Here is a 26625-nt window from a genome sequence, read left to right as displayed (position 1 = left end):
AAGCTAAGTAAGGCGAATGTGCCTTAAAAGCTTTTGGGGGACTTTTATAATCAGAGGGATTATGTTAAAATGCTTAATATGTCCTGAATAATATATTTGATAATCAGGGCAAAAAGGAGAATATATGAGATTATTGAATATAGGTGATAAGCTTATTAATCTAAAGAATAAATTGAAGTTAAAAAATGCAGTGTCAATAGCGGCAGCTGTTATGCTTGGTGTAACTTCACTTGCAGGCTGTGGCTTTGTGTCTAACCCGGTTGAATATATGAGCCAGGCAGATAATGAGAATGGTACGGTTAGCGATAACACTGATAAGATAACAGATAATAGTGGAAATAATGCGGGCGGTATGAAAGATAACAGCTCTGATGCCGGAAGTATTGTTAATGGCAGCGACAAAAGTAATGGTAATAACCAGACCAGTGGTAAGCGAAAGGTTTGTATTGTTGGGACATATGGAAGTGTGAGCGAGCTTGTTAATACAGCAGATTATGAGAATAAAATAGATATTGAATTAATTCAGGAAAATAAAGATTTTGATGAAACAAAGGATTTAATATCATTAGCTTCTAAAGTCCAGGAAATATGTAGTGGTGATGCGGATATAGTTATCGTATCGGCAAGGAAAAGATTTGCAGACCAGATCAGATATTTTCTTACTTATACAATAGATACAGATAAGAGTATATATGTTGTTGAGGAAGATAATAACAATTATAAGACAGAAATAGCTGATATTGTTGATAATAAAGCGAATAAGGTTAATGATAGTGCAAAACATCATTTTGACGTGACAGGGATTAAGGATATGGGCTATGTCGGTATGGTTAATGATTATATAGGCAATGATGTGTATACAGCACAGAAAATAATGGCTTCATATGAGTCTGTAGTAGTAGTCAGCGATACTGCTGACGGAAGTCTGTCGCCAGCAATGACACAGCTTGTAAAAGATGTATCAGGTTATATTAAGGTAATTGTTGTTAATAATTCTGGCAGTGAATATGACTATGCGGCTGATGGTTTAAATGTCATCACAGCACAGACAATGACAAGCTGGCAGGCAAGAATAATGGCAATGTTATGTCTTACAGATAAGAATATAACTGACTGGCAGGAGTTCTTTAATTAATGGCAGTTGTGAAGCTGTAATGTGGCAGTGCAATTTGCAGATGCGGTATATTACATAATTCGTGCAGTTATATCAGGGCAGCTGAATTAAATAAAACAGAGTAAAGATTTTGTGAGTTGAATCATTAAATAAAGTTGAATTGATAATTGTACACAAATATGTTACTATTATACATATGATGCAATTCGGAAAGGGTATATATATTATGAATCAGACAAAAATACAGGACGTAATAAGACATATCAGCAAAGATGAAGACTACGGCGTAGATATGATGGAGAAGCTTTCTTTAGCTGATGCAGTAGAGGTTATGGCTGTTGTACTGCCATCTTTAAAGAAAAGAGCCAAGGAGATGGGCAATACTAACGATTTAGCATATTTTGGAAGAATTGAAGAGATATATGCAAAGGTTATAGCTGATAAATTAAGAAAAGAGGAACATTTATGGGTTGTATATTCAAGTACAACATCGTACCCATATATGGTAGACAGTGATTTATTTGTTCTTTTTAATCCTAAGAATTCTTCACTTATTGAGAAAAAGCTTAAGCTCAGCGGTTACGAGGTATCAGTTGGTGTTGAGAATAATGATGCGTTTGCTATGGAGTTATGCCATATGTATCGTAATGGATATAAGAATATAAGACTTACAGATGGTGACAAGCTTGAATATGTAATACCAAGAGAAGCATTTGGAACATACGATGAGTTCTTTAGGGATGATTATGTGACTAACCCAGGTTTACAGAATACAATGATTTCTTATTTTCAGGAGTTCAGAAAGAATACAGACAAAGATACAATAAAAGAGCTTCTTGATAAGAGAGAAAATGCTATGTTAAATGCTATGGTTAATTCTGAATATATGGTTCCATGTGTTAAGGAGGAGACAGAGGAAGAAGTATCTATAGCACATCATTTTATTGATGTTACAGACAGGCTTGAGCATAAGGAAGATGAGCAGGTTATAGCAATACCGGCATTTACAGATGGTTTTGAGATGGACAAATGCTATAAGGGACAGTATGAGAATATGCTCTATACATATAAGGAACTTGTTGAGGCTATAGACGAGCTTGGAGCTTCAGGAGCAATATTTAATCCACTTGGAATAAGTTATTATATTCCACTTGAAACACTTAAGAAAATAGAAAAAGATTTCAATAAATAGAATAATATGTAAGCCTGCTTGTATCGGGTTTTATGATTGTATCACAATTATGTGATATATTGTAAGATGTGATACTGGCAGGCTTTTTATGTAATAGGGAAATCTAATTAATTTAATTCATTATACATAAAAAGTCCTATATACAGGTTCGTACTGCAGTGCAAATATAGGCACCTATAATAAAAAATACTTATGTAAAAACACTTTTATAAAATTACTTTATGAAAGTGTTGGCAAATTACTTGTAATGATGTAAACTTAGATTAACTTAAGAAATATTATGTATGATTATGGAGGTAATGTTTATGTGGTTAGCTGATTTGGGCAATGGAAATTATAGGAATCCGATACTTTATGCAGATTATTCTGACCCTGATGCTATAAGAGTGGGAGAAGATTATTTTATGGTAGCATCAAGCTTTTCTAATTCGCCAGCACTTCCAATATTACATTCAAAAGATTTAGTGAATTGGAAGGTTGTTAATTATTGCTTGAAACACATTCCGGAATTCAGATATAACAATCCGCTGCACGGATGTGGTGTGTGGGCACCATCTATAAGATACCACGAGGGTACATATTATGTATGTTTTCCAATGCCAGATGAGGGAATATATATGACAACAACCAAAGATCCGTTTGGTGAATGGAGCGAGCCTGTTAATATAAGACCAGGTGCAGGCTGGATTGACCCTTGTCCATTCTGGGATGATGACGGTAATGCTTATCTTGTGGCAGGTGTTGCAAAGAGCAGAATTGGATATAAGAGTGTTCTTCATATAGTAAGAATGAGACCAGACGGTATGGGGATATTTGGAGATGAAGTAAAGATATTTGATGGTAATGAGAATGATCAGATAACAATAGAAGGACCTAAAATGTATAAACGTAACGGATATTATTATATATTTGCACCAGCAGGCGGTGTTAAGACCGGCTGGCAGACAATACTCCGTTCCAAAAATCCATTTGGACCATATGAATATAAGGTTGTATTAAGACAGGGTGACTCTCCAGTCAACGGACCTCATCAGGGTGCGTGGGTAGATACAATTACTGGTGAGGACTGGTTCTTACATTTTCAAGATGTGTATGCCGCAGGCAGAATAACACATTTACAGCCAATGCATTGGGAAAATGACTGGCCAATAATTGGTGTTAATAAAGAGGGCAATGATTACGGTGAACCAGTTATGCAATATGTAAAGCCCAATATTGGAAAGACAGCAGAGGAGTTTAAGGACACAGATAAATATCCAGTATGTGAGCCAGACACAACAGATGAATTTGATACCGACAAGATGATGTTACAGTGGCAGTGGAATTCTAATTATGATGACAGCTGGTATGTGACTAAGACAGATGCCTATGGAAAGAAAACACCAGACGGCTCATATATAAGACTTAATGCACTTGCATCAACACCTCTTAGACCAGTGAGCGATTACAGAAATCTTCTCTTACAGAAATGGCCTGCACCTGAATTTGAGTGTGTTACTAAAATGTGCGTGAATGGTCTTGAAAATGGAGACTATGCCGGAATTGTGTCATTAGGCGTGGAATATGGAGCAGTTGGAATTGTCAAGAATTTCGGGGAATATGCAATAAGGACAGTCAGAGGCACCCAGAGCTTTGATTGTGAGGCGGCATATTCTAAGGAAGATTTTAAGGACTATCCTATAGCTAAGGATACATTTGCTGATAAGGAAAAGACTGTATATTTAAGGTATACAGTTAAGAGAACAGGAACTAAGGATACCAAGGAAATGGCACTGGCTGTTAAAAATGTTCCTGTAGAAGAGGTGACTTTGGAGATAAGCTTTGATGGAAAGGCTTATGAGAAGCAGGTGAGCTTTACAGCAAAGGCAGGACGCTGGGTTGGCGTTAAGAATGGAATGTTTGTTAATCATAATAATGAGATTAAGAATGAGAATCAGGGGGATGGATTTGTGACGGTTGATTATATCAGATATAGATGTATAGACAACGGGAGATTGGATTAAATTAACATAAGTAACAAAGATATGCTTTCGCTGAGTGTCGCTATCAGCGGTACTAAAGTGCTAAAGTACAGCACTTAAGTGCCGGCGGCTCCACATATGGCTGGGACATAGGATGTATGGCAGGAGTTATTTTAGTTGTTGGAGATGTTTAATTAAATAGTTATGAAGAGTGTGTATTTTGCTGTAGTGGCGGAGTGCACACTTTTTTGTGGGAAGGTTTGGAAGCTGACATTAGAATATTTATGAGGATTTTGCTTGCATTGGAGAGCAGGGTGGTATATAGTATCTTAAATGATAAATTTTATGAGATTTGAGTATAAATATTGCGATTTAAGGAAGTACTATGATGGTTAATTTAATAAGAAAGCAGTCGCCTGCAAGAATAATAGCGTTTGGGTTTATATTTGTGATTATAGCAGGGTCAGTGCTTTTGTCTTTGCCGTTTAGTGTTAGGGATGGTGTTGATTTAAAATACACGGATGCTTTGTATACATCAACGAGTGCAGTATGTGTAACGGGGCTTGTGGTGGTTGACTCATATGACACATTTACACCTGTGGGGCAATTTATACTAGGGGCACTTATTCAGATAGGTGGTCTTGGTGTGACAACTATGGGTGCCGGAATAATACTTGTTATGGGTAAAAAGGTAGATATAAAAGGACGTACTCTTTTAAAGGAAGCACTGAATATGGATACGGCAAAGGGGCTTGTAAGGCTTATACATAAGATATTTATTGTTACGCTTATATTTGAGGGGGCTGGTGCAATAGCAGGTTTTCTGGTGTTTATAAGAGATTATCCATTTTTTAGGGCATTGGGAATAAGCGTGTTTCATTCGGTAGCGGCGTTTAATAATTCTGGTTTTGATATTCTTGGAAATAACCAGAACCTTATTAATTACAGTGGTAATATAGCACTTAATATTATAACCTGTACGCTTGTATTTTTTGGAGGTATTGGCTTTTTTGTAATATGTGAATTGTGGGAAAAGAGATTTAAGTGGAAGAAATTCTCAATGCACACAAGGATTGTAATATCAGTGAGTATTGTGCTTATTATCGCTGGTGCTCTGCTTCTTAAGATTACAGAAAATATCTCGTGGATGGGAGCATTCTTTATGAGTGTATCAGCCAGAACGGCTGGATTTGCAACATATTCACTTGGGACATTTTCAAAATCGGGACTACTTGTGATTATAATACTTATGATTATAGGAGCTTCGCCGGGATCTACAGGAGGTGGAATAAAGACAAGCACATTTTTTGTCCTCATACAGGGTGTTAAGTCGGCAGCAACTAATAAGTCGGAGAAAGCATTTCATTATGCAGTACCTAAGGAAGCGTTCAGAAAGGCTTCGGTTATTATGATACTTGCTATGTGTGTTGTGACTGTTGGATCTTATCTTATGGGAATATTTGAGCCGGATATTGATTTTATTGATATATTATTTGAGGTCGCAAGTGCATTTGGAACGGCAGGGCTTTCAACAGGAATTACACAACAGATAGGAATTGCAGGAAAGCTGTTATCTATTGTTATTATGTACATAGGAAGACTTGGACCGCTTACGATTGCTACATTGTGGCATTTCTCTAAGGGAGAGAGGATTAATTATCCGGAGGGTAATATAACTATAGGGTGATGATTGTGAAATATATGGGGCAACGGACGCTGGGCGGCTGGTAGAAGCAACGAAGACACGTTTGCACTGAGTGTCGCTCGCAGCGGTACTAAAGCGCTAAAGGACAGCGCTTAAGTGCCGGCGGCTCCCCATCGTCTTCTTATGCTTCTACCAGCCGCCCAGCTGGGTTGCGATTGCCATATGTTTAACAATTATCAGCGCCAGAACGGAGTGTGAAGAATTCGGGTGTGGTTTTGAGTGTGGATTTTTTGGTGATGGTGTCGTTTTTGTTATGGCATTAAGTTATGGTATATAAGATACGATATATATGTTATGGTTTTTAATTTAATTATATAGAAGATATAATATATATGTTAGGGCTTATAACTTATTATATAAAAGATATGATATATGTTATTGTTTGTGCATTATGATATATATATAAAATATGGTGTGTGAATGTATGTGGAGAGAGTATTGATGTGCTGGCTTGGTGTCCGCTGCGGTTTCAAGTAGCGAAAGCGTGCCCAGCGGTAATATAGTCCGCACTCACAACGTCCGTTAGCCAACACCCAATCATCAATACACACCCAACAATAATACGTGAATTCGGAGGTAATTATGTTTAAAACTAGAATATCAAATAAAAATACTACTTATGGAATTATAGGTTTAGGAAGATTTGGCGAGTCGCTTGCATTATCGCTTGCTAACAGCGGTGCTGAATTTATGGTTATAGACAAAGATGAGGAAAAGGTAAGAGAAATGCGCGATTATACGGAAAATGCCTATGTCGTGCAGACACTTGACAAGAAAAGCCTTAGCGCAACAGGAATACAGAATTGTGATGTTGCAGTTGTGTGTATAGGTGAACATATTGATACGTCAATTCTTACAACGCTTAATCTTGTCAGTATGGGAATAAAAAAGGTTATAGCGAAAGCAAGAGGTCTTGAACACGGAGAAATATTGGCTAAGCTTGGGGCAGAAGTTGTATATCCTGAGAAGGATATGGCAGAAAGACTTGCTAACCGTCTTATAGCTTCGCAGGTTATAGATGTCATTCAGCTTAGTGAGAAAATTAATATATCTAAGGTTATGCTTCCTGACAGGCTTGAGGGCAAAACAGTTGTGGATATTAATATGCGTAAGAAATTTAATGTTAATATAATTGCAATTGAGAATAATGGGGAAGTTATGCAGGTTGTAAATCCAGAGTATGTGTTTAGAAATGGGGATATATTGTATCTTTCAGGTAGTTCGGAAGGGCTTAATAAGTTTGGTGAGTGGATAGGCTAGACAGGACAGACAATTACATTAAATCAACATAAGCAACAAAGACAAGCTTATGTTGATTTAATGCAGCCTAACACCTTACAGGGGTGCCTTTTTGGCAGGAGATGGTTAGCTAATAGAAGACATGGTCGCCTATTATTGTGCCGCCTTTATCGACAGTGCTGTCGTAGACGTGAAAGTACAGAGCGGCGATTGTTATATGACCATTAAGAACCTCATTAGCGGCTCTGGTACATTCAGCGTTAGCACCTCTGGCAAGGACAATTGCGAAACGTCCACTTGCGACAGGGCTGAACTGGGAAGGGGCGTAGAGTACGGATTGGATTGTGTTGCCAAATTTAGGACTGTTTACACGATTTACGATAACGCTTCCAACGGCAAGCTTGCCCTCATAAGGCTGGTTGGCAGCTTCACATTCTATCATAGCGGATACCATTGCAAGGTCGCTTGTATCATATGCTATAGGTGTATTATTAATGACTTCATCAACTGATGGGGTCATTTTTTTGATTTCTTCAAGCTGTCTTTGGATTTCTTCCTGACGGATACGTTCCTCGTATTCTAATGCAAGGGCTTCAGCTTTGGCAATATTTTCAGAGTTAGTATCTATTTTTGACTGCTTTGAAGCTATGAGCCTTTTAATATTATTAGACTCAGCTATTGACTGCTCTTTTAAAGACACAAGTTCTGTCATATTAGTCTGTAGACTTAGCTGGTTCTGGTTAAGCACAGCAATAAGAGAACTTAATTCTTCAAGCATTTTGCGGTCATATTGGGAAATGCGAGAAACATATTCGTTTCTTTGCAATAAATCAGCCATACTTGAAGAAGAAAGCAATACATCAAGAAAACTATAGTCGCTGTTCTCGTACATATATTGTATACGAAGCTTCATAGTATCGAACTGGTGTTGTTTCTCAATCTCCATATTGCTTATGTATTCATTAAGGCTGTCAATCTGTTCCTGTGTATCAGCAATTCTGTCATTAATAGAGTTCAGCTTTTCACCAGCATTATCAAGCTCTGAATTAAGGTCGTTAAGTTCACTTGAGAGCTGCGACTGCTCATTTCTTAAGCGTTCAAGTTCTTTGTTATTATCATCATATTCTGTCTTGGTATCAGCAAGTGAATATACAGGTGATGTAACGGATATGAAAGTCAGGCAGACAATGAGTGCCAACGCTATGTATTTAGTTACTGCATTAAAATGTTTCAACTGCAAGTTATATCCTTTCTGATTCTATAAATTTGATGTCAGGAGTGGCTGAAAGTCAAAAGTCTTATCGTGCAGGCAAGAACAACTGTCAGACATTTTATACCTGATATCGTATTATTAATATTTTTTAGCTATAACACCAAAATCTTAATATAGTATAAAATGTGTCCACATAAATTGCAAGCAGCCACAACGGGTGTTATTATTAATTAGCATATCAAATTAATGGTAATGAGATGATGAGAGTTTTATCGTGGTATACTAAATTATAGAAAGAAAGAGGAATTATATGCTTGAATTAATTAATATTAAGAAAGATTATGAAACCGGTGATACAAAGGTTGCAGCTTTAAAGGGCATTAACTTAAGGTTCAGGGACTGCGAATTTGTATCAATACTCGGTCAGTCGGGCTGTGGTAAGACAACTATGCTTAATATTATCGGAGGACTTGATAAGTATACAAGTGGTGATTTAAGAATTAATGGTGTGTCTACTAAAGATTATAAGGACAGGGATTGGGATGCGTACAGGAATAATTCAATTGGTTTTGTATTCCAGAGCTATAATCTTATACCACACCAGACAGTTCTTTCTAATGTAGAGCTTGCGCTTACATTATCAGGTGTATCAAAGGCAGAGAGAAGGAAAAGAGCAGTTGAGGCACTTGAGAAGGTAGGACTTGGTGAACAGATTCATAAGAAGCCTAACCAGATGTCAGGTGGACAAATGCAGAGAGTAGCCATAGCGAGAGCACTTGTCAATAATCCTGATATTCTTCTTGCAGATGAACCGACAGGTGCACTTGATACAGAGACAAGTGTACAGATTATGGAGCTTCTTAAGGAGATTTCCAAAGACAGGCTTATAATTATGGTTACGCATAACCCGGAACTTGCTATGAAATATTCAACAAGAATTGTAAGGCTTCTTGACGGAACTATTGTTGATGACACAGATCCATATACAGAGGAACAGCTTAAAAAAGACATAGCAGAGGGAACAGATAAGTCAGGCACAGCAACAGCCAATGGTTCAGCATATAATTCAGGCGTGTCAGGTCAGGGAACAAGTATATCTGTCTCAAAGACTCAAAGAAAGAAAAAGCCAAAGACCTCAATGTCATTTTTTACAGCATTATCTTTAAGTTTTAACAATCTGATGACGAAAAAGACAAGAACAATTCTTACAGCCTTTGCAGGAAGCATAGGAATTATCGGTATAGCACTCATTTTATCAATATCAAATGGTATCCAGTTATATATTGACAGGGTGCAGAGGGATACATTATCAAGTTATCCAATCCAGTTACAGTCAGAAACTGTAGATATAAGTAGTATGGTTTCAAGTATGACAGATAATGGCGGCAGTGGTGAAACACACGAGGATATGGATAAAATATATAGCAACAATATAATGTCTGATATGATGAATACTATGGTTGCAGAGGTTCAGAGCAACAACCTTAAGGAATTCAAGCATTATATAGAGAATGGTGGAAGCGATATAAAGGATTATGCGAGTGCCATAGAATATACTTATGATATTCCAGTTAATATATATAAGTCAGATACATCTGATAAGGTAACGCAGCTTAACCCTAATACAATGTTTGATGCGATGTATGGCGGTTCTTCACAGAGCAGTATGAGTGGAATGAGCATGTACTCTAATTCAAGCGTATGGTCACAGTTATTTGATAATAAAGAGATACTTGAGTCGCAGTATACTGTACTTGCCGGACACTGGCCGGAAAGCTATAACGAGGTTGTGCTTGTTGTTAATGAGAACAATGAAATTGATGATTATACTTTGTATTCAATAGGACTTAAAGACCCTGACGAGATTACAGAGATGATTAAGGCTATGATGTCAGGAAAGAGCTATACTCTTGATAATGATGAAACAACTTACACATTTGACGAGATATTAAATACAACATTTAAGCTTATACTTCCAACTGATGTATATTCGTATAATGAAAGTAAGGAAATCTGGGAAGATAAGTCTGATAATGATATATTTATGAAAAATGTTGTCAACAACGGAACAGATATAAAGATTGCAGGAATTATTAAACCTTCAGAAGAAGCAGTAAGTACATCTTTAAGCCGTGGAATTGGTTATACAAAGGAACTTACAGAATATATTATCAATGGTGTTAATGACAGTGCTATAGCTAAGGCACAGCTTGCAGATGAGGATACAGATATATTCACAGGTGTTCCATTTGATAATAATAAAGATACACCTATAACAATGGATGATGTGCAGGCATATCTTGAGAGTCTTCCATCAGATGAGCAGGCACAGACAAGAATGTTCTTATCGACTATGACAGATGAGCAGATACTTGATATGTTCTCGCAGTCAGTTAAGGCACAGACAACTGATGCGACACTGGAAACTAATAAAAGCAAGCTTGGAATAACTGATTTGGACGATCCGTCAGGAATTAATATATATCCATCAGATTTTGACTCTAAGGAGCATATTCAGAACATAATATCAGATTATAATACAAGCCAGCAGAAAGATGGCAAGGATGAAAATGTTATCAACTACACAGACTATGTAGGAATAATAATGTCATCAGTAACAGTTATAATTAATGCTATTTCATATGTATTAATAGCATTTGTTGGAATATCACTTATCGTATCTTCAATAATGATAGGAATTATCACTTACATTTCAGTTCTTGAAAGAACTAAGGAGATTGGCATACTTAGAAGTATAGGAGCATCAAAGAAGGATATTTCAAGAATATTTAACGCAGAGACACTTATTGAAGGCTTTGTTGCAGGTGCACTTGGTATAATTGTCACACTTATTTTATGTGTGCCAGCTAATGCAATTATTAAAAATGTTACATCGATTGCCAATGTTGCACAGCTTCCTGTTGCAGGTGGAGTTATTCTTGTTATAATAAGTATGCTTCTTACGCTTATTGCAGGACTTATACCGGCACGACTTGCAGCAAAGAAAGACCCGGTAGTTGCATTGCGTTCGGAGTAGAAACGAGGATTAATATGAGATTTACATTAGATACACATACGCATACAATTGCAAGCGGACACGCATATAATACAATAGACGAGATGGCAGTATATGCTGCAGGACATGGGGTTACACATCTTGCAATAACAGACCACGCACCTAAGATGCCGGGAAGTGCAGGTGTATTATATTTTTCTAATATGGGAATAATTCCAAGAAAGAAATATGGCGTTAATATATATATGGGCTGTGAAGTTAATATTATGGATTATGACGGCAGAATAGACTTATCAGAGTATGGACTTAAGGGCTGTGATGTAGTTATAGCAAGCCTTCACATTCCGTGTATTAAGCCAGGAAGCATTGAACAGAATACTAAAGCTTTAATAAATGCTATGGATAATCCATATGTTAATATAATAGGACACCCTGATGATTCAAGATACCCGGTTGATTATGAACAGCTTGTAAGGGCAGCGGGGGAAAAGCACGTCTTATTAGAACTTAACAATACATCATTATCACCTACAGGACCAAGACAGGGAGCATATGATAATGATGTTACAATGCTTAAGCTTTGCAAAGAAGCCGGCGTATGTATATCTATTGGAAGTGATGCCCATATTAAAGAGTCAATATGTGATTTTGACAGGGCTTATAAGGTGATTGAGGAAGTAGGTTTCCCGAAGGAGCTGATTGTGAACAGTAATACAGAATTATATGAGTCATATATAGGAAAAAGACAGTAAAATTAATAAAATGTATTTACTGTAGGACTTTACTGTGTTAAACTGTACAATATATTATAAATGCAGATTAGCAAAAGTTGAGGGTTAATATGAACGATAAGTTAAAATCAAAAGAAGTTGAGCAATTATTTGAGGCTATATTAAGTCTTAATGATGTTAAAGAGTGCTATGATTTTTTTGAGGATGTATGCACAATTAATGAACTTTTATCTTTAGCTCAGAGATTTGAGGTAGCCAAAATGTTAAGAGAACAGAAGACATATCTTGAGATAGCGGAAAAGACAGGTGCTTCAACAGCTACAATAAGCAGGGTCAACCGTTCGCTTAATTATGGCAATGATGGATATGACAGGGTATTTGAAAGACTTGGTATATTATCAGATAAGCAGTAAAGATGCTGATAAGATTATTATTATAAATTATGATTCCAGGAATAAGTTATTACTATAAGATGGATAATCTCCCTCTTGATATATGGTTTTTAATACTATATAATATGATACAAGTATTAAAAATGTAAAGTGATGTTTTTGTATACAGAGACATCATTTTGTACTTGATATATTTTATATTTAGATAATTACAGACGGGTTGTGATATATCATAGGAAGTATGTGGCTGTCTAAGTTATTATTGGTTAGGAGTGGAGTATTATGAACAAAGATAATCAGGAATTCGTTAATTCTTTATTACAAAGACTTGCGAAGCTTAATTATATTAAACCGGGAGATGTGCCTAATATAGATTTATATATGGATCAGGTCACAACATTTATGGACGAACATTTATCAGATGTCAAAAGGTATGAGGATGATAAAATTCTTACTAAGACTATGATTAACAATTATACTAAGAATGACCTGCTTCCACCTCCGGTAAAGAAAAAATATTCTAAAGAGCATATATATGTTCTTACTTTTATATATTATCTTAAGAATATTCTATCTATAAGCGATATTCAGAAGCTTTTAAATCCATTGACAGACAAATTCTTTAATAAAGAAGAACTTCCGGATCTGGAATATATATATAGTGAAATATACAATATGGAAAAGGCACAGATAGCAAGCCTTTCTAAAGATGTTGTTGAAAGAACGCAGGTTGCAAAGGAAGCATTCTTAGATGTGGAAAATGAGGAGGATAAGGATTTTCTTCAGTTATTCAGCCTTGTGGGACTTTTAAGCTTTGATGTATATATGAAGAAAAATATAATAGAAAGCCTCATAGATGATTATACTAACAAGGCAAATGTATTATCGTCTGGTAAGGGAAATGTCAAAGAAGACAAGAAGGAAGTTAAGAAAAGAACGAAAAATTGATAATATTTTATAAAGATTTCTGACAAGTATTGATAAATTAACGTGACTTTTAATTATCTATATAGTATAATTACCTTATTGGTTCTAAATATAAGGAATCATATAATATTGATTTGATATATGGGAGGATTTTATGGGTATTTTAACAAGATTTAAGGACATTATGAGCGCTAATATTAATGCACTTCTTGATAAGTGTGAAGATCCAGAGAAGATGATTGACCAGTATATGAGAAATCTTGAAAGTGATCTTGGCAAGGTTAAGGCTGAGACAGCATCTGTTATGGCAGAGGAGACAAGAGCTAAGAGAGAACTTGATGAGTGCACAGAGCAGATTAACAAGATGCAGGCATATGCAGAGAAAGCATTAAAGGCTGGTAATGAATCAGATGCCAGATCATTCCTTGAAAAGAAGCAGCAGCTTGCAACAACACAGGCAGCTTTAACACAGGCTTACAATGTGGCAGCAGATAATGCAGCTAAGATGCGTCAGATGCACGATAAGCTTGTTAAGGATATATCTTCACTTGAAGCAAGAAGAACTGCTATTAAGGCTACAGTAAAGGCAGCTAAGGCACAGGAAAGAATTAACAAGGTTGGTTCAAGTGTTGTGGGTGCAAGCAATAGTATGGATGCTTTCAATAAGATGGAAGCTAAGGCTAACAAGATGCTTGATGAAGCTAATGCTATGGCTGAACTTAATGCATCAGCAGAGGATTCTAATATTGATAATCTTGCAGCTAAGTATGATGCTGAGCCAGCTAATACTGCAGTTGATGATGAACTTGCTGCACTTAAGGCACAGATGGGAATTGAATAGAATTAATTGATAATTGGAGGACACCATGGGTTTATTTAAGAGTCAGTTATCTAATGTTGTAGAATGGGAAGAATACAAGGACGATTGTATATTCTGGAAGTGGACTAATAAAGAGATTAAGAAAGGCAGCCGTCTTATAATCCGTCCCGGACAGGATGCAATATTTCTTTACAATGGCAAGATAGAAGGAATATTTAAGGATGAAGGTGAATTCGATATAGAATCACAGATTATTCCATTTCTTTCAACACTTAAAGGCTTTAAATTCGGTTTTAACAGTGGTATGAGAGCGGAAGTTCTCTTTGTTAATACTAAGGAATTTAATGTCAACTGGGGAACTAAGAATCCTATAGCTATTCCAGCAGCTAACCTTCCAGGAGGTATGCCAATAAGAGCATTTGGCAATTTTGCATTTAAGGTAACTGATTATGTATGCTTGATTGATAAAGTTGCAGGCGTTAAGCAGATGTATGTTGTTAATGATGTTAAGGAAAGAGTTGTAGCAGTGTTAGATCAGCTTCTTATGAAGTGGATAACTAAGGAAGGCAAGGATATGTTCAACCTTCAGGCTAATGCTTTTGATATTTCATCAGGAATTAAAGACGACCTTGATATGCAGATGAGCAAGCTTGGAATTGAGATTACAGATTTTAATATAGCAAGCTTCTCTTATCCAGAAGAGATACAGAAGATGCAGAATAAGGCAGCTTCACAGTCTATGGTAGCAGATATGGGAAAGTACAGCCAGGTGGCTATGGCAGATAATATCGGCAAGGGTGGCAATAACATTGCTGGTGATATGATGAGCGTACAGATGGGTATGGCAATTGGACAGCAGATGATGAAGAATGTTGATATGAATAGTAGTTTAGAATCAGCGGGTACATACAAGTTCTGTCCTAATTGTGGGACACCTGCGAATGGTGCTAAGTTCTGCTCTAATTGTGGAACGAAGTTATCATAAATAGCAAAATGCCAGATAACATAATTAAGAATTATATTGTTATGCAATAAGGTTATATATAATGGGTTATATGTGGACTTAAGTCTGCATATAACCCATTTATGTTTCTTTATATATATGCTGCAATAGTTGGAATGGCTGTTAATCTTGGACATATGTGGAGCATAGCAGAGACATTTAATGGACTTATGACTATACTTAATCTTATTGCCGTATTTTTGTTGTCAGTCGTTGTAATTAAGCTTGTAAAAGAGTATTTTAATGGGTGAGGTAACATTAAGGGAAGTAATAAAATGTGCTAAGAAAGGGAGAAGACTATGGATGATAAACATGTAATTAATTGTAATGATGTGCCTGAGATTGATATGACACGACAAGATGGCGGATTGGAACATAAGGCTGGTGTGTATACATATCAGATAAGGAGGAGCTGCCGCACGGATGGAGATTATACATATAACCACGCACCTATGCTTACTGCTTTTAATAACAGGCTTGTGCTTTCATATATAAGCGGTAAGCGTGATGAGCACGGTGCACCTGATGAAATCGTGTATACAACATCTAAAGACGGCTGTGTATGGGATAAGGAAAAGGTACTTTTTCCATATATGTTAGCGGACACAGATGGATATACAGGACCTGATAAAGAACTTCTTCCTAAGAAAGCACCGGCAATAGTGCATTTTAGAATGTGTTTTTATAAGGCTTCCAATGGAAAGCTTATTGCAACAACATTTTATGGCTTCTCACCAGACAGCCACAGAGCCCCTAATAATGGTTATGGTGCAGCACGTCTTGTAAGAGAAGTGTATAAAGATTACACATTGTCAGATATGTATATTATTAAATATAATGAGGCTGGTGGATTTAATGGGGACAACACAATATTTTATTCACCAGAGGGCAGTAATGAACAGCTTGATATTCCATATTATGTTCATTCTTCGGATAAAGAATTCGTTAAAGCCTGTGATGAGCTGCTTACTAAGAAGCTTATACTTGAGCAGTGGTATGAGGAGGAGATGTATGATAAATCATATAAGACACACGGCAGGGCTGTTTCCCTTTATGAAGATGCCTATGGCAATATAGTAGGGCTTTGCAAGAAAGGTGAGGGGTATCTGTTTGATAAAGAGGGAAATGTTCTTATAGATGAGAAAATACCCTCTCTTATAACTAATACTGCTAAAGTATGGGGACAAAAGACACCTGATGGAAATTATATTATATGTTATAATCCAACAACGGATGGTTCTCACAGATGGCCTTTAGCAGTTATGGAAAGTAACGACGGCAGGGAATATTATAATATGAAAGCACTTATTCCAGAGATACCTCCTTATAAATATCAGGGTAATATTAAGAATCTTGGTGCACAATATATGCGTGGAATATGTTCATATAATGGAAATTTTGATAAAAATGTGTGGATAACCTATAGCTGTAATAAGGAAGATATATGGATAAGCAAGCTGACAAAAGATAATAAATATTCAATAATGAAACCTTTATGGTGTGATATTAACTATGAACATAATCCAAAACCATATTCAGACAGGGATAAATTCACCGATTATGATGATAAATATGAGATTATTGACCGCGATGCGTGTGCAAGAGCAATAATAGAATATTTTCCGCAGAATAAGGATATTATCAGATTACAAGTTGAAGTTGACAGAATGTCGGATGACAATGGCGTGAAAGTTCAGTTTGTTGGAAAAAATAATAAAATTATTCAAGAAGTAGTATGTATCAAAGGGAATACGCCAATTGAGGTAGATAACCGTTCAGGAGATATAAATAGTGTGATAATATACTCTAAAAATATATTGAAATTAAACACTATAGATGATGATGGAAGAGATTCAACCCTTTTTGATATGCCTGAGGCTGAAAGAAAAGATTATTATATACAATTTAAAGTATTGATATTTTGATTGTGAAATATGCACCTAGAGATAAAGAAAGGTAGATGATCTTATGATGAAAAAGTTACACCAACAGAATCTTATTATCATATGGTGTTCGGTAGTGGCATTAAGTCTTGTATCTGTATTCGGATATGGGATGACAGCAATGGCACTTAAAGGAAGTATGATAGTTATTGTGTCAGGAATTATTTCAACCATTGGGTATTTCCTCCCAATATCAGATTCCAGAAAAGCATTAATATTAGCACTGCCACCAGCAATAGGAACTTTGTTCTATTCGTGGGTATCAGGAGGAAATTCTATACCTTACATAGCAAATTTCGTATTACTTGCAATGACTGCAACATATTTTATTGAGAAAGTAATAATTTCGTTTGCAGTTCCATTTACAATTATTTCGGTTATATTCGGTATTGTTAGTCCACAGACTATAGCAGGTATTGAATATACTGTTGCAGGAGTTGTATCAAGAATTCTATTGTTTGGAATAACTGCGTTGATACTTTATTTTGCAACTAAGAGAGGTGCTTCAGTTGTAAAAAGTACGGAAGAAGCACTTTATATTGTACAGCAGAATGCAAAGCTGGCTAATGACATAGCAGATGACCTTAGTGCTACGATTAACACAAGCAAGATCGCAGTTAATGAACTGGCAGACGGAAGCAGTAATGTTAATCAGGCGGCAAGACAGATGCAGCAGATAGTTGAAGAAGCTGCAAAGTCAACAGTAAATGTTATGGAAAAGGTTAATGCGGCAACAGAGGAAGTTGGAAATAATTATGAACTGGCTGGACAGCTTGATAATGGCTTTAACAATGTTAAAGAAGCTGTAGAAAAAGGTAATGAGGCTGTTGAAGAAGCTAAGAGTACGATTGCTTCTGTTAAGAGTACAGTAGGAGCAGCACATAAGACTACAAGTGAGCTTCTTACACAGATGAAGAAGATTACAGACATTCTTGGTGAGATTAATTCAATTGCGGCACAGACTAATCTGTTATCACTCAATGCGTCTATTGAAGCGGCAAGAGCAGGTGAACACGGAAAAGGTTTTGCTGTTGTTGCGGATGAAATCCGTGCATTATCAGAAGAGAGTGCAAAGTCCGCTGGAAATATACAGAATATACTAAAGTGGCTTACTGATACTACCAGACAGGTTGATGATGAGATTACACAAGGTACCAATGCGGCGGCGGAGAGTGTTGATACTATTGATGGACTTCTTGAATACTTTAAGAATATTAATAATGCCACAGAGCAGGCAAGTGATATTGTCAAAGAAGAGTATAGCATTATTGATAATATAAAGCAGAGCTTTGGAACTATACAGGAAGAAATGCAGACTTTGGTTGCAACATCAGAGGAGAATTCAGCAACAATCGAAGATATATCACAGACTATTGTTGCACAGAATAATTCGATTGGTAATATTCTTAGTGATATTGAGAATATTTCAGAAGTATCAGAAAAACTTCAGAAGCATTTTGAAATATAATATTGGGGTAACTTAATAAGGGAATTGTATTGAATTAATATAAATAGGGCTGCGACAACCCTGTTGAATAAAAGGCGTTTTATAGTACTGTGTAAGTGACAGCTATAAAACGCCTTGTCGATTATTATAATAAATGTATTACAAATTATTGCCGGATATATACAGTGTTGTATGAATATAATTATATTTATTTAACTACAGGAAGTCCTGCGTAATCAAGGAATTTCTGTAATTCGATATCCCAGAATTTCCATTCGTGTCCAAGTCCTTCAAGTTCATCATAGGTGTAATTGTAGAAATCATTATGTTCAAGGAAATAATCTCTTACAATATGGTTCATGTCAAGCCAGGGATCAAGACTTCCACAGGCGTGATATATATCAGGGGCAAGTGCCTTCTTATTATCAGTTATAAGCTTATCCGCAAGATATGTAAGGCAGTAATCTGTATTGTGGATATCTTTGTCACCGAATAATAATATGCGGTTTTTGGCTTTAGTACTGTTATCATTAACAAATACAGAATCGGCTTTATCACCAGCAGAAAAAGCACCAACCTTTGAGAAAGTTGAAGGATATTTGAGGGCTGAATGTAAACAGCCATAGCCTCCGTTGGAAAATCCAGACACATAATTATATTTTCTGTCATCAGAGATACACGCAAACATATTATGTATAGTAGATGGCAGTTCTTTGGCAACAAAGCTTTCGTACCTGTCGCCTATATTCATATTGACAAAGCAGGATTCAAATACTTCTGGCAGAACAGCCGCAAAATGGCGTTCGTTAACAGTATCCACCAAAGAAGTGTGATAGAGCCATTCCGTATGGTCACCACTTCCGCCGTGGTAAAGCCATACGCAGGGAAGCTTTTCATCATCGTTAATCTTATCAGGAAGAACGACAGTTACATCAATAGTTCTCCTTAACATCATAGAGAATAAGTTAATATTAATTACCGACATAATGACCTCCATTCTGCACCTTTTGCATTGTATATATAATCAATTGTATTTTTAATACATCTGTCCCAGTATTCCCAGTTGTGACCACCATCTGTTTCGTAATAAGACGTGTTAATTCCGGCGGCTGAAAGAGCATTATTAAATTCACAGCTCATATGTATTCTTGGGTCCTGCAATCCGCAGGTTATTACAAATTTGGTATCGTTATATTGAGTGTCAGAAGCCTTAAGCTTTTCGTTCTCCTTAGCATAGGCGTCAATAAGGCTGTATAAATCCAGCTTGTTATTGATAAGGTCATCACGGCTTCCGAATACAGGGAACATATCAATTCCCTGAGGATTATCGTAGCGTTCAAGTATATTAAGAAGACCTGAATATGAAAATGCGGTGTTATACATAGAAGGATTATTAAGTGCTGCATAAAATGCACCATATCCGCCCATTGACATACCGGCAATATAGCGGTCTTTAGGGTCGCGGCTTATGTTAAACCACTGTTCACACTGTGTTATAAGTTCCTTTACAGCATAAGTATAATAGTCCTTGCCGTGAATATTATTGATATAGAAACGGTTATTGCCAGATGGCATAACTACAGCAATATCAGTAGTATTTACATAATCTGCAATACGGGTGTTAAGTACCCAGCTTGAGTGGTCACCGCCTGCACCATGCAAAAGATACAGGACTTTATAATTCCCTCTTCCCTGAGGTATAAGGACATCAAGCATAATAGGCATATTGAGGGCAGAAGATTTGTAATTAATAGTTAAGTGAGCCATAATAATCTCCATTTCTGTGCATATTTTTGCACATATAAAGTTTGTGGCTGTGCACGTTTTTTGTGATAACAATTTTATGTCATATGTGCACAGGCACTAATCTTAAGGGTTAAAATATATTTTTACGCTGATAAGTAGCAGTCATTAATTATTCTTTAAAGTACTCAGCATAATTATCTTTTATAGAATTAATATTCTCAGTATATCTGTTTAAGTGACGTTTAGATATTTCACGGGCTTTATCAGTCTCCCTGTTCTCAATGGCAGCCACAAGTTCCTCATGGTCTGATAAAATATGGCCAACAGATATACATCTGAAACTAAGAATAGTAGTTCTGTCAAAATGTGGTGAGATATTATTCACTAATTCATACCAGTAATTCTTATTGCACATTTTATATAATGATTTGTGGAATTCTTTATCAAGCTGGAATATCTTTTCTTCGTCATTACGTTTCATATACATCTGCCATAAAGCGACATTTTCCCAGAGCATATTAATCTGCTCTTTGTTAAGAGTAGTACAGGCAAGAGCTGCAAGCTCAGCTTCCAGCACGCTTCTTAATTCCCTTACTTCCTCGACAATATTGGCATCAATCAATGATACATAAGCACCAATCTTAGGCTTGATTTCAATAAGACGTGTCTGTGAAAGTTCAAGCTCTGCCTCACGTATAGGGTTCTTGCTGACATTAAGAAGTTCGCTTATCTCGTCAGAGTCAAGCTGCTGTCCCGGTGTAAGATTGATGTGGACAATGTTATATACAAGTTGTCTTACAACATAATCTTTAGCAGATTCTTTAGGGAGTCTTTCATCAATTTTAAACATAGATGTAATTCCTTTCTTAAATCGTGATATATCTAAACGTGTTAAATATACGCGTTGATTTATGAATAGAGTATAGCATATATATTTCAAGATATTAAGCATTTTTAGGTATAAAACCTGTTACAAATATGTATTTCTTATCTGGTGCCTTGCCGATAATTCTAACAGCTTTTGTTGATACTTTGTCTTTAATTGTGTTATTTATATTGCTATAATACTACTATTGGATTTATAATTAAATTATATTAGCAGGATTTTAACAGACTTTCAAGGTTGAATATTCATAATAAATATAATATATAAAAGTGTAAATAGCAGGGAAGGATACAGATGATATATACAGTTAAGGATATTGAAGAACCGGATTTTGGCTGTGAGGGTCTTATGGATGGACAGCAGGTTATTGATAAGGTTACACTTATAGATGAGAAGGGAAATCTTCTATATATAGAAGCGGCAGATATGTATCTTTATGATAAGGGTATAGATGTCGGCGATAAAGTAATTATACAGGACAATCTGTTAGTTAAGGCTGGGCAGGAATAATAAAATAATACATAGAAAAGAGGAATATTATGGTTAAGGTTACATTAGGAAGTACAGGAATAACAGTTAATAAAAATGGATTTGGCGCACTGCCAATCCAGAGAATTAGCAGCGAGGCATCTGCCCATTTGTTAAGAAAGGCATATGAGGCGGGGATAGATTTTTATGATACAGCAAGATTTTATACAGACAGCGAAGAAAAGATTGGTGAAGCTTTGTCAGATGTAAGAGATAATATTTACATTGCAACAAAGACAGCGGCACAGAATTCAGAGGATTTCTGGAAGGACCTTGCAACAAGCCTTAATAATTTAAAGACAGATTATATTGATATTTACCAGTTCCACAATCCATCATTCTGTCCAAAGCCGGGTGATGGAACAGGACTTTATGAAGCTATGCTTGAGGCAAAAGCACAGGGAAAGATAAGACATATAGGAATTACTAACCACAGGCTTAATGTTGCTATGGAGGCACTTGAGTCAGGACTTTATGAAACATTGCAGTTTCCATTTAACTATCTTGCAACAGAAAAAGAGCATAAGCTTGTTGAAGTCTGTCGTGAGAAAAATATCGGATTTATAGCAATGAAAGCACTTTCTGGAGGACTGATAACTAATTCCAAGGTTGCATATGCTTATCAGGCACAATACGATAATGTTCTTCCAATATGGGGTGTCCAGAGGGAAACAGAATTAGATGAGTTCATAAGTTACATAGATAACCCTCCAGTTCTTGATGAAGAGATTAAAGCGGTAATTGAAAATGATAAGAAAGAGCTTGCTGGCAACTTTTGCAGGGGATGTGGATATTGTATGCCAACGTGTCCAGCACATATAGAGATTAACAATTGTGCAAGAATGTCACTGCTTCTTAGACGTTCACCATCAGAGCTTCAGCTTACTAAGGAGGTGCAGGCTAAGATGAAGAAGATAGAGGATTGCATACATTGTGGAGCGTGCAGTGCTCATTGTCCATATGGGCTTGATACACCTAAGCTGCTGGAGGATAATTATAAGGATTATAAGGAAGTGCTGGCAGGAAAGCCATTATAATAAGAGTAAAAGAAGACGAAAGAGAAGAACTTAAGAAAATGCTGTGTTACTAAATAGTAAATGAATTTAATCAATAAAAATAAAGTAAAGCAAATAGAAAAAGGAAAGAGGCTGTCATATCAGATATTGTTCATATAATATATAAACTGTAAGTAATGACTAACAGATGTATTGTATGGATTATGCCTGATGTGACAGCCTCTTTTCTTGTATGTCCGCTATCAGTAAGTATACTCGTGGTGAGGACAATAATAAAATGACTGTAACTGGCTCTTATTATTGTAAGTAACAGTATAGCAGTCAGCAGGTGCATTGTTGTAAGCTTCAAAAGCAATCTTCATATTCATTGTCTGGCTATGAGGCTTTTCACCGCTTTTATGTTCAGCACTTGTATTATCGCGTCCTATACCTTTAAGATTACTGATGGTCTGGACAGGGTACACTTTTGAATTGCTAATAACTCCATTTACTGCAATAATCCCTCCTTGGACCTTATTTCAAAATGTTACTTTTATATTATATATCGACAAAATATGACAGATTATAACATACAAATATAAAAAGATGTTCATACTTCTATTAAATTTTTTTAAAATTTTTAAAATTTATATTTTCTTTTGATATATTTTATTGACAGATTAAAGCTTAGCATTTATACTTGAAATAGTTTCCTAACGAACTAAATACTGCATAATATTTTAAGGAAGGTTAACAATGGATGCCTATGATTTAATTACATCAGGGTTGCAGCTTAGAAAGCTTCTTGCTAAAAGGGTTGAACCTATTATGGAAGAATATGGATTAAGACCAGTTGAACTGGATATTCTTGAATTCATCACCAAAGAGAATATCGACACAGCTAAAGAGATTATACACAGAATACATTTATCAAAGTCGCATATTTCTAAGTCGTTGGAACATTTATTAGAAAAGGGGCTTATTAATATGAAAGAAGACGAAGATGACCGCAGGGTAATGAGAATTACGCTGACAGAGGCTTCTTATAAGGTCATAGATAAAGTTAATGTTGCATATGAACAGTGCAGGCAGATACTTACGGAGGGGGTTTCAGAAGAGGAGTTGCAGGTATTTAGAAGAGTCATAAGACAGATGAATGACAATGTTAATGGTGAACTTGAGTAACTAAAGTTGTATATGTGCTGGACGTAGCACAGGTTTATGTTAGTTTGATAGGAAAGGAAGGCATATGATGGAAAGGTGGAACAAAACTATGGAGAATATTAATGATTATTCAAAGAAACAGGCTGATATGTGCATTGATAATGACAGCATTCCAAAGGCTTTATATACAGATTACGGAGTTAAGAAGGGTCTTAGAGATGAAAATGGACAGGGAGTTCTTACAGGACTTACTAATATATCAAGTGTAAGGGCATTTGATGTAATAGACGGAGAGAAAGTACCTTGTGATGGAGAACTTTTATATAGGGGTTATGATGTAACTAAACTTGTAAAAGGTGCTGGCGATAAGAGATTTATATTTGAGGAAAGTGCATATCTTTTATTATTTGGTGAACTGCCAGATGCCACACAGCTTGAAGAATTCAGACATATAATTGCTAACTGTATGGAGCTTCCGACTAACTTTACAAGAGATGTAATTATGAAAGCACCTTCAGCTGATATTATGAACTCAATGACAAGAAGTATTCTTACACTTGCATCTTACGATGACAGGAAAGATGATCTTAGCATAGAAAATGTATTAAGACAGAGCATACAGCTTATAAGTACATTTCCAATGCTTGCTGTATATGGTTACCACGCATACAATCATTATGAGAGAGATGATAGTATGTATATCCACAGACCAGATAAGGAATTATCACTTGCTGAGAATTTTTTAAGAATGTTAAGACCAGATATGAAATATACACCACTGGAAACACATGTACTTGATATTGCACTGCTTCTTCATATGGAACATGGTGGTGGTAATAATTCATCATTTACAACAAGAGTTGTTACTTCCTCAGGTTCAGATACATACTCAGCAATTGCAGCAGCTATGTCATCACTTAAGGGAAGAAAGCATGGTGGTGCTAATCTTATGGTTATGAATATGATGGAAGATATAAGGGCACATATTAAGGATTATCACGATGAAGAGGAAATAGAGCATTATCTTGATAAAATTCTTAATAAAGAAGCATTTGATAAGAAAGGTCTTATATATGGTATGGGTCACGCAGTATATTCATTATCAGACCCAAGAGAAAGAGTGTTCAAGGGATTTGTTGAGCAGCTTGCTAATGCAAAGGGAAGAGCTGAGGATATGGCATTGTACAATAATATAGAGAGGATTGCACCAATGCTTATTGCCAAGGAGAGAAAGATATTCAAGGGTGTAAGTCCTAATGTTGATTTCTATAGTGGATTTGTATACGATATGCTGGATATACCAAAGGAACTCTATACACCGCTTTTTGCAATAGCAAGAATTGTTGGCTGGAGTGCACACAGAATAGAAGAACTTGTTACAACTGACAAGATTATCCGTCCAGCATATAAGAGCCTTGTTACTAAGAGGGAATATGTTGACAGAAGCCACAGGGATTAATCATTATGAGCAGCACTTTGGTAATTATTAATAGCAGATAATAATATTGATAGTATAAGTCAGTATATGAAATTGCAATATTAAATAAAAATATCAGATAAAAGGAGGTTTTAAATATGCCAAAGGAACGAGAAGATAAACAGTTTAAGTCTTCTAGCGGAATATGTAATATCCACGCGGTTATATGGTATCCGGACAGTGACGTGTATAAGAAGCCTGTAGGTGTAATACAGATTGCACACGGAATGATAGACCATATTGAAAGGTTTGAAGAGATGGCAGAATACTTTACAGGCAAAGGCTTTGTAGTTGCAGGTAATGATCATTTAGGACACGGAGATTCAGTTAATAGTGATGAAGATCTGGGATATTTTGCCAAGGGTAATCATGGTGCAGACTTTTTAATTAAAGATATGCACAGGCTTACACTTATAATGAAGAAGAATTATCCAGACCTTCCATATGTTCTTATCGGTCATAGTATGGGTTCATATATGTCAAGAAAATATGCCAGCATATATGGAGATGAGCTTGACGGGGTTATATTCTTAGGAACAGGCAACCAGCCTAAGGCAGTTGTTGACAGCGGACTTAAGCTTGCACATATTGCGAAGCTTGTAAGGGGAGAAAGATATAGAAGTGAACTCCTTAATACGATTATGTTCGGTGCATATAATAAGAGAATTAAGGACAACAGGACAGCTAACGACTGGCTTACTAAGGATACTAAGATAGTTGATGAGTACCTAAGCGACCCTAAGTGTTCTTATAAGTTCACAGCCAATGCGTATATAGGATTTTTAAATGTTATTAAATATGATATTGATAAGAAGAATATAGCAAAGACACCGGATAAGCTTCCTGTATTATTTGCATCAGGACTTGAAGACCCGGTAGGAGATTATGGTAAGGGTGTAAAGAAGGCATTTAAAATGTATACTAAATATGTGGATAATGTTGAACTTTATCTTTATGAAGATGACAGACACGAACTTCACAGTGAAACAGACCGTGAGGATATATTCAGCGATTTATATGAATGGATTGAAGAAAATGTGTAATTGAATAGCTGTTTAATTGTATATAATATAATGAGTGCATTACAGTATTAAAATCATATTATATAGTAATGAAAGCTATATCA

At 36.0% G+C, this 26625-nt stretch carries 22 protein-coding genes and 1 pseudogene; 19 read left to right on the top strand and 4 right to left on the bottom strand.

Annotated elements, in window-relative coordinates:
* The first annotated feature begins 124 nt into the window (after positions 1-124).
* The 5 genes from WMO14_RS04155 to WMO14_RS04135 all read left to right on the top strand — a co-directional run bounded on the left by WMO14_RS04155 (position 125) and on the right by WMO14_RS04135 (position 7232).
* Positions 125-1135: a hypothetical protein gene (locus WMO14_RS04155; protein ID WP_349153318.1), complete on the top strand. Its 1011-nt coding sequence runs from the start codon at positions 125-127 to the stop codon at positions 1133-1135.
* Between the two features lie 205 nt (positions 1136-1340).
* Complete coding sequence (locus WMO14_RS04150) at positions 1341-2306, top strand: SseB family protein (protein ID WP_349153317.1); 966 nt, start codon at positions 1341-1343, stop codon at positions 2304-2306.
* Between the two features lie 305 nt (positions 2307-2611).
* A complete protein-coding gene (locus WMO14_RS04145) occupies positions 2612-4309 on the top strand; it encodes a glycoside hydrolase family 43 protein (RefSeq protein ID WP_055306184.1) in 1698 nt (565 codons plus the stop codon).
* 346 nt (positions 4310-4655) lie between these two features.
* On the top strand, positions 4656-5954 hold the full coding sequence (locus tag WMO14_RS04140; protein WP_369431802.1) for a TrkH family potassium uptake protein: 1299 nt from the start codon (positions 4656-4658) through the stop codon (positions 5952-5954).
* Positions 5955-6554: 600 nt separating this feature from the next.
* Positions 6555-7232 carry a potassium channel family protein gene (locus WMO14_RS04135; protein WP_055174061.1) on the top strand — a complete coding sequence of 226 codons (678 nt, stop codon included), beginning with the start codon at positions 6555-6557 and terminating at the stop codon, positions 7230-7232.
* Positions 7233-7341: 109 nt separating this feature from the next.
* Here WMO14_RS04135 and WMO14_RS04130 read toward each other — a convergent pair whose 3' ends face one another.
* Positions 7342-8445 (bottom strand): cell wall hydrolase, encoded by a 1104-nt coding sequence (locus tag WMO14_RS04130; RefSeq protein ID WP_349153315.1) that lies wholly within the window; start codon positions 8443-8445, stop codon positions 7342-7344.
* A gap of 289 nt (positions 8446-8734) precedes the next feature.
* Here WMO14_RS04130 and WMO14_RS04125 point away from each other — a divergent pair, with 289 nt between their 5' ends.
* The 9 genes and pseudogenes from WMO14_RS04125 to WMO14_RS04085 all read left to right on the top strand — a co-directional run bounded on the left by WMO14_RS04125 (position 8735) and on the right by WMO14_RS04085 (position 18724).
* A complete protein-coding gene (locus WMO14_RS04125) occupies positions 8735-11461 on the top strand; it encodes an ABC transporter ATP-binding protein/permease (RefSeq protein ID WP_116443733.1) in 2727 nt (908 codons plus the stop codon).
* Positions 11462-11475: 14 nt separating this feature from the next.
* The gene (locus WMO14_RS04120) at positions 11476-12192 is read left to right on the top strand and encodes a phosphatase (protein WP_055306182.1); all 717 of its coding nucleotides are present in this window, start codon (positions 11476-11478) and stop codon (positions 12190-12192) included.
* 89 nt (positions 12193-12281) lie between these two features.
* On the top strand, positions 12282-12584 hold the full coding sequence (locus WMO14_RS04115; protein WP_022502557.1) for a YerC/YecD family TrpR-related protein: 303 nt from the start codon (positions 12282-12284) through the stop codon (positions 12582-12584).
* 261 nt (positions 12585-12845) lie between these two features.
* Positions 12846-13511: a DUF1836 domain-containing protein gene (locus WMO14_RS04110; protein ID WP_055174065.1), complete on the top strand. Its 666-nt coding sequence runs from the start codon at positions 12846-12848 to the stop codon at positions 13509-13511.
* A 133-nt stretch (positions 13512-13644) separates the two neighbouring features.
* The gene (locus tag WMO14_RS04105) at positions 13645-14331 is read left to right on the top strand and encodes a PspA/IM30 family protein (protein WP_022502559.1); all 687 of its coding nucleotides are present in this window, start codon (positions 13645-13647) and stop codon (positions 14329-14331) included.
* Positions 14332-14356: 25 nt separating this feature from the next.
* Positions 14357-15295, top strand: coding sequence for an SPFH domain-containing protein (locus tag WMO14_RS04100; protein ID WP_090140993.1), 939 nt, complete (start codon positions 14357-14359; stop codon positions 15293-15295).
* A gap of 86 nt (positions 15296-15381) precedes the next feature.
* A pseudogene (locus WMO14_RS04095) lies at positions 15382-15564 on the top strand (alanine:cation symporter family protein); the annotation flags it as partial.
* Positions 15565-15612: 48 nt separating this feature from the next.
* On the top strand, positions 15613-17238 hold the full coding sequence (locus WMO14_RS04090) for a hypothetical protein (RefSeq protein WP_349153314.1): 1626 nt from the start codon (positions 15613-15615) through the stop codon (positions 17236-17238).
* 43 nt (positions 17239-17281) lie between these two features.
* The gene (locus tag WMO14_RS04085) at positions 17282-18724 is read left to right on the top strand and encodes a methyl-accepting chemotaxis protein (protein ID WP_090140996.1); all 1443 of its coding nucleotides are present in this window, start codon (positions 17282-17284) and stop codon (positions 18722-18724) included.
* 187 nt (positions 18725-18911) lie between these two features.
* Here WMO14_RS04085 and WMO14_RS04080 read toward each other — a convergent pair whose 3' ends face one another.
* The 3 genes from WMO14_RS04080 to WMO14_RS04070 all read right to left on the bottom strand — a co-directional run bounded on the left by WMO14_RS04080 (position 18912) and on the right by WMO14_RS04070 (position 21299).
* Entirely contained in the window at positions 18912-19688 is a 777-nt protein-coding gene (locus tag WMO14_RS04080) for an alpha/beta hydrolase (protein WP_318255915.1), read from the bottom strand.
* A complete protein-coding gene (locus WMO14_RS04075; RefSeq protein ID WP_055174069.1) occupies positions 19679-20470 on the bottom strand; it encodes an alpha/beta hydrolase in 792 nt (263 codons plus the stop codon). Before WMO14_RS04075 ends, WMO14_RS04080 begins: the two co-directional genes overlap by 10 nt.
* Before the next feature lie 148 nt (positions 20471-20618).
* Positions 20619-21299: a GntR family transcriptional regulator gene (locus WMO14_RS04070; protein WP_022502566.1), complete on the bottom strand. Its 681-nt coding sequence runs from the start codon at positions 21297-21299 to the stop codon at positions 20619-20621.
* Positions 21300-21629: 330 nt separating this feature from the next.
* Here WMO14_RS04070 and WMO14_RS04065 point away from each other — a divergent pair, with 330 nt between their 5' ends.
* The 5 genes from WMO14_RS04065 (at position 21630) to WMO14_RS04045 (ending at position 26542) form a co-directional block, all read left to right on the top strand.
* The gene (locus WMO14_RS04065) at positions 21630-21845 is read left to right on the top strand and encodes a hypothetical protein (RefSeq protein WP_022502567.1); all 216 of its coding nucleotides are present in this window, start codon (positions 21630-21632) and stop codon (positions 21843-21845) included.
* 29 nt (positions 21846-21874) lie between these two features.
* On the top strand, positions 21875-22900 hold the full coding sequence (locus WMO14_RS04060; RefSeq protein WP_022502568.1) for an aldo/keto reductase: 1026 nt from the start codon (positions 21875-21877) through the stop codon (positions 22898-22900).
* 714 nt (positions 22901-23614) lie between these two features.
* A complete protein-coding gene (locus WMO14_RS04055; protein WP_022502569.1) occupies positions 23615-24043 on the top strand; it encodes a MarR family winged helix-turn-helix transcriptional regulator in 429 nt (142 codons plus the stop codon).
* An 88-nt stretch (positions 24044-24131) separates the two neighbouring features.
* Positions 24132-25481: a citrate/2-methylcitrate synthase gene (locus WMO14_RS04050; protein ID WP_022502570.1), complete on the top strand. Its 1350-nt coding sequence runs from the start codon at positions 24132-24134 to the stop codon at positions 25479-25481.
* Positions 25482-25597: 116 nt separating this feature from the next.
* Positions 25598-26542: an alpha/beta hydrolase gene (locus WMO14_RS04045; protein ID WP_022502571.1), complete on the top strand. Its 945-nt coding sequence runs from the start codon at positions 25598-25600 to the stop codon at positions 26540-26542.
* The last annotated feature ends 83 nt before the right edge of the window (positions 26543-26625 follow it).

Origin of the sequence: Lachnospira rogosae (ex Hitch et al. 2025), from assembly GCF_040096455.1 — a bacterium.
Classification (GTDB): Bacteria; Bacillota; Clostridia; order Lachnospirales; family Lachnospiraceae; genus Lachnospira; species Lachnospira rogosae.
The sequence above is the reverse complement of the archived record's forward strand: the minus strand, read 5'-3'. Positions and strand labels throughout refer to the sequence as shown.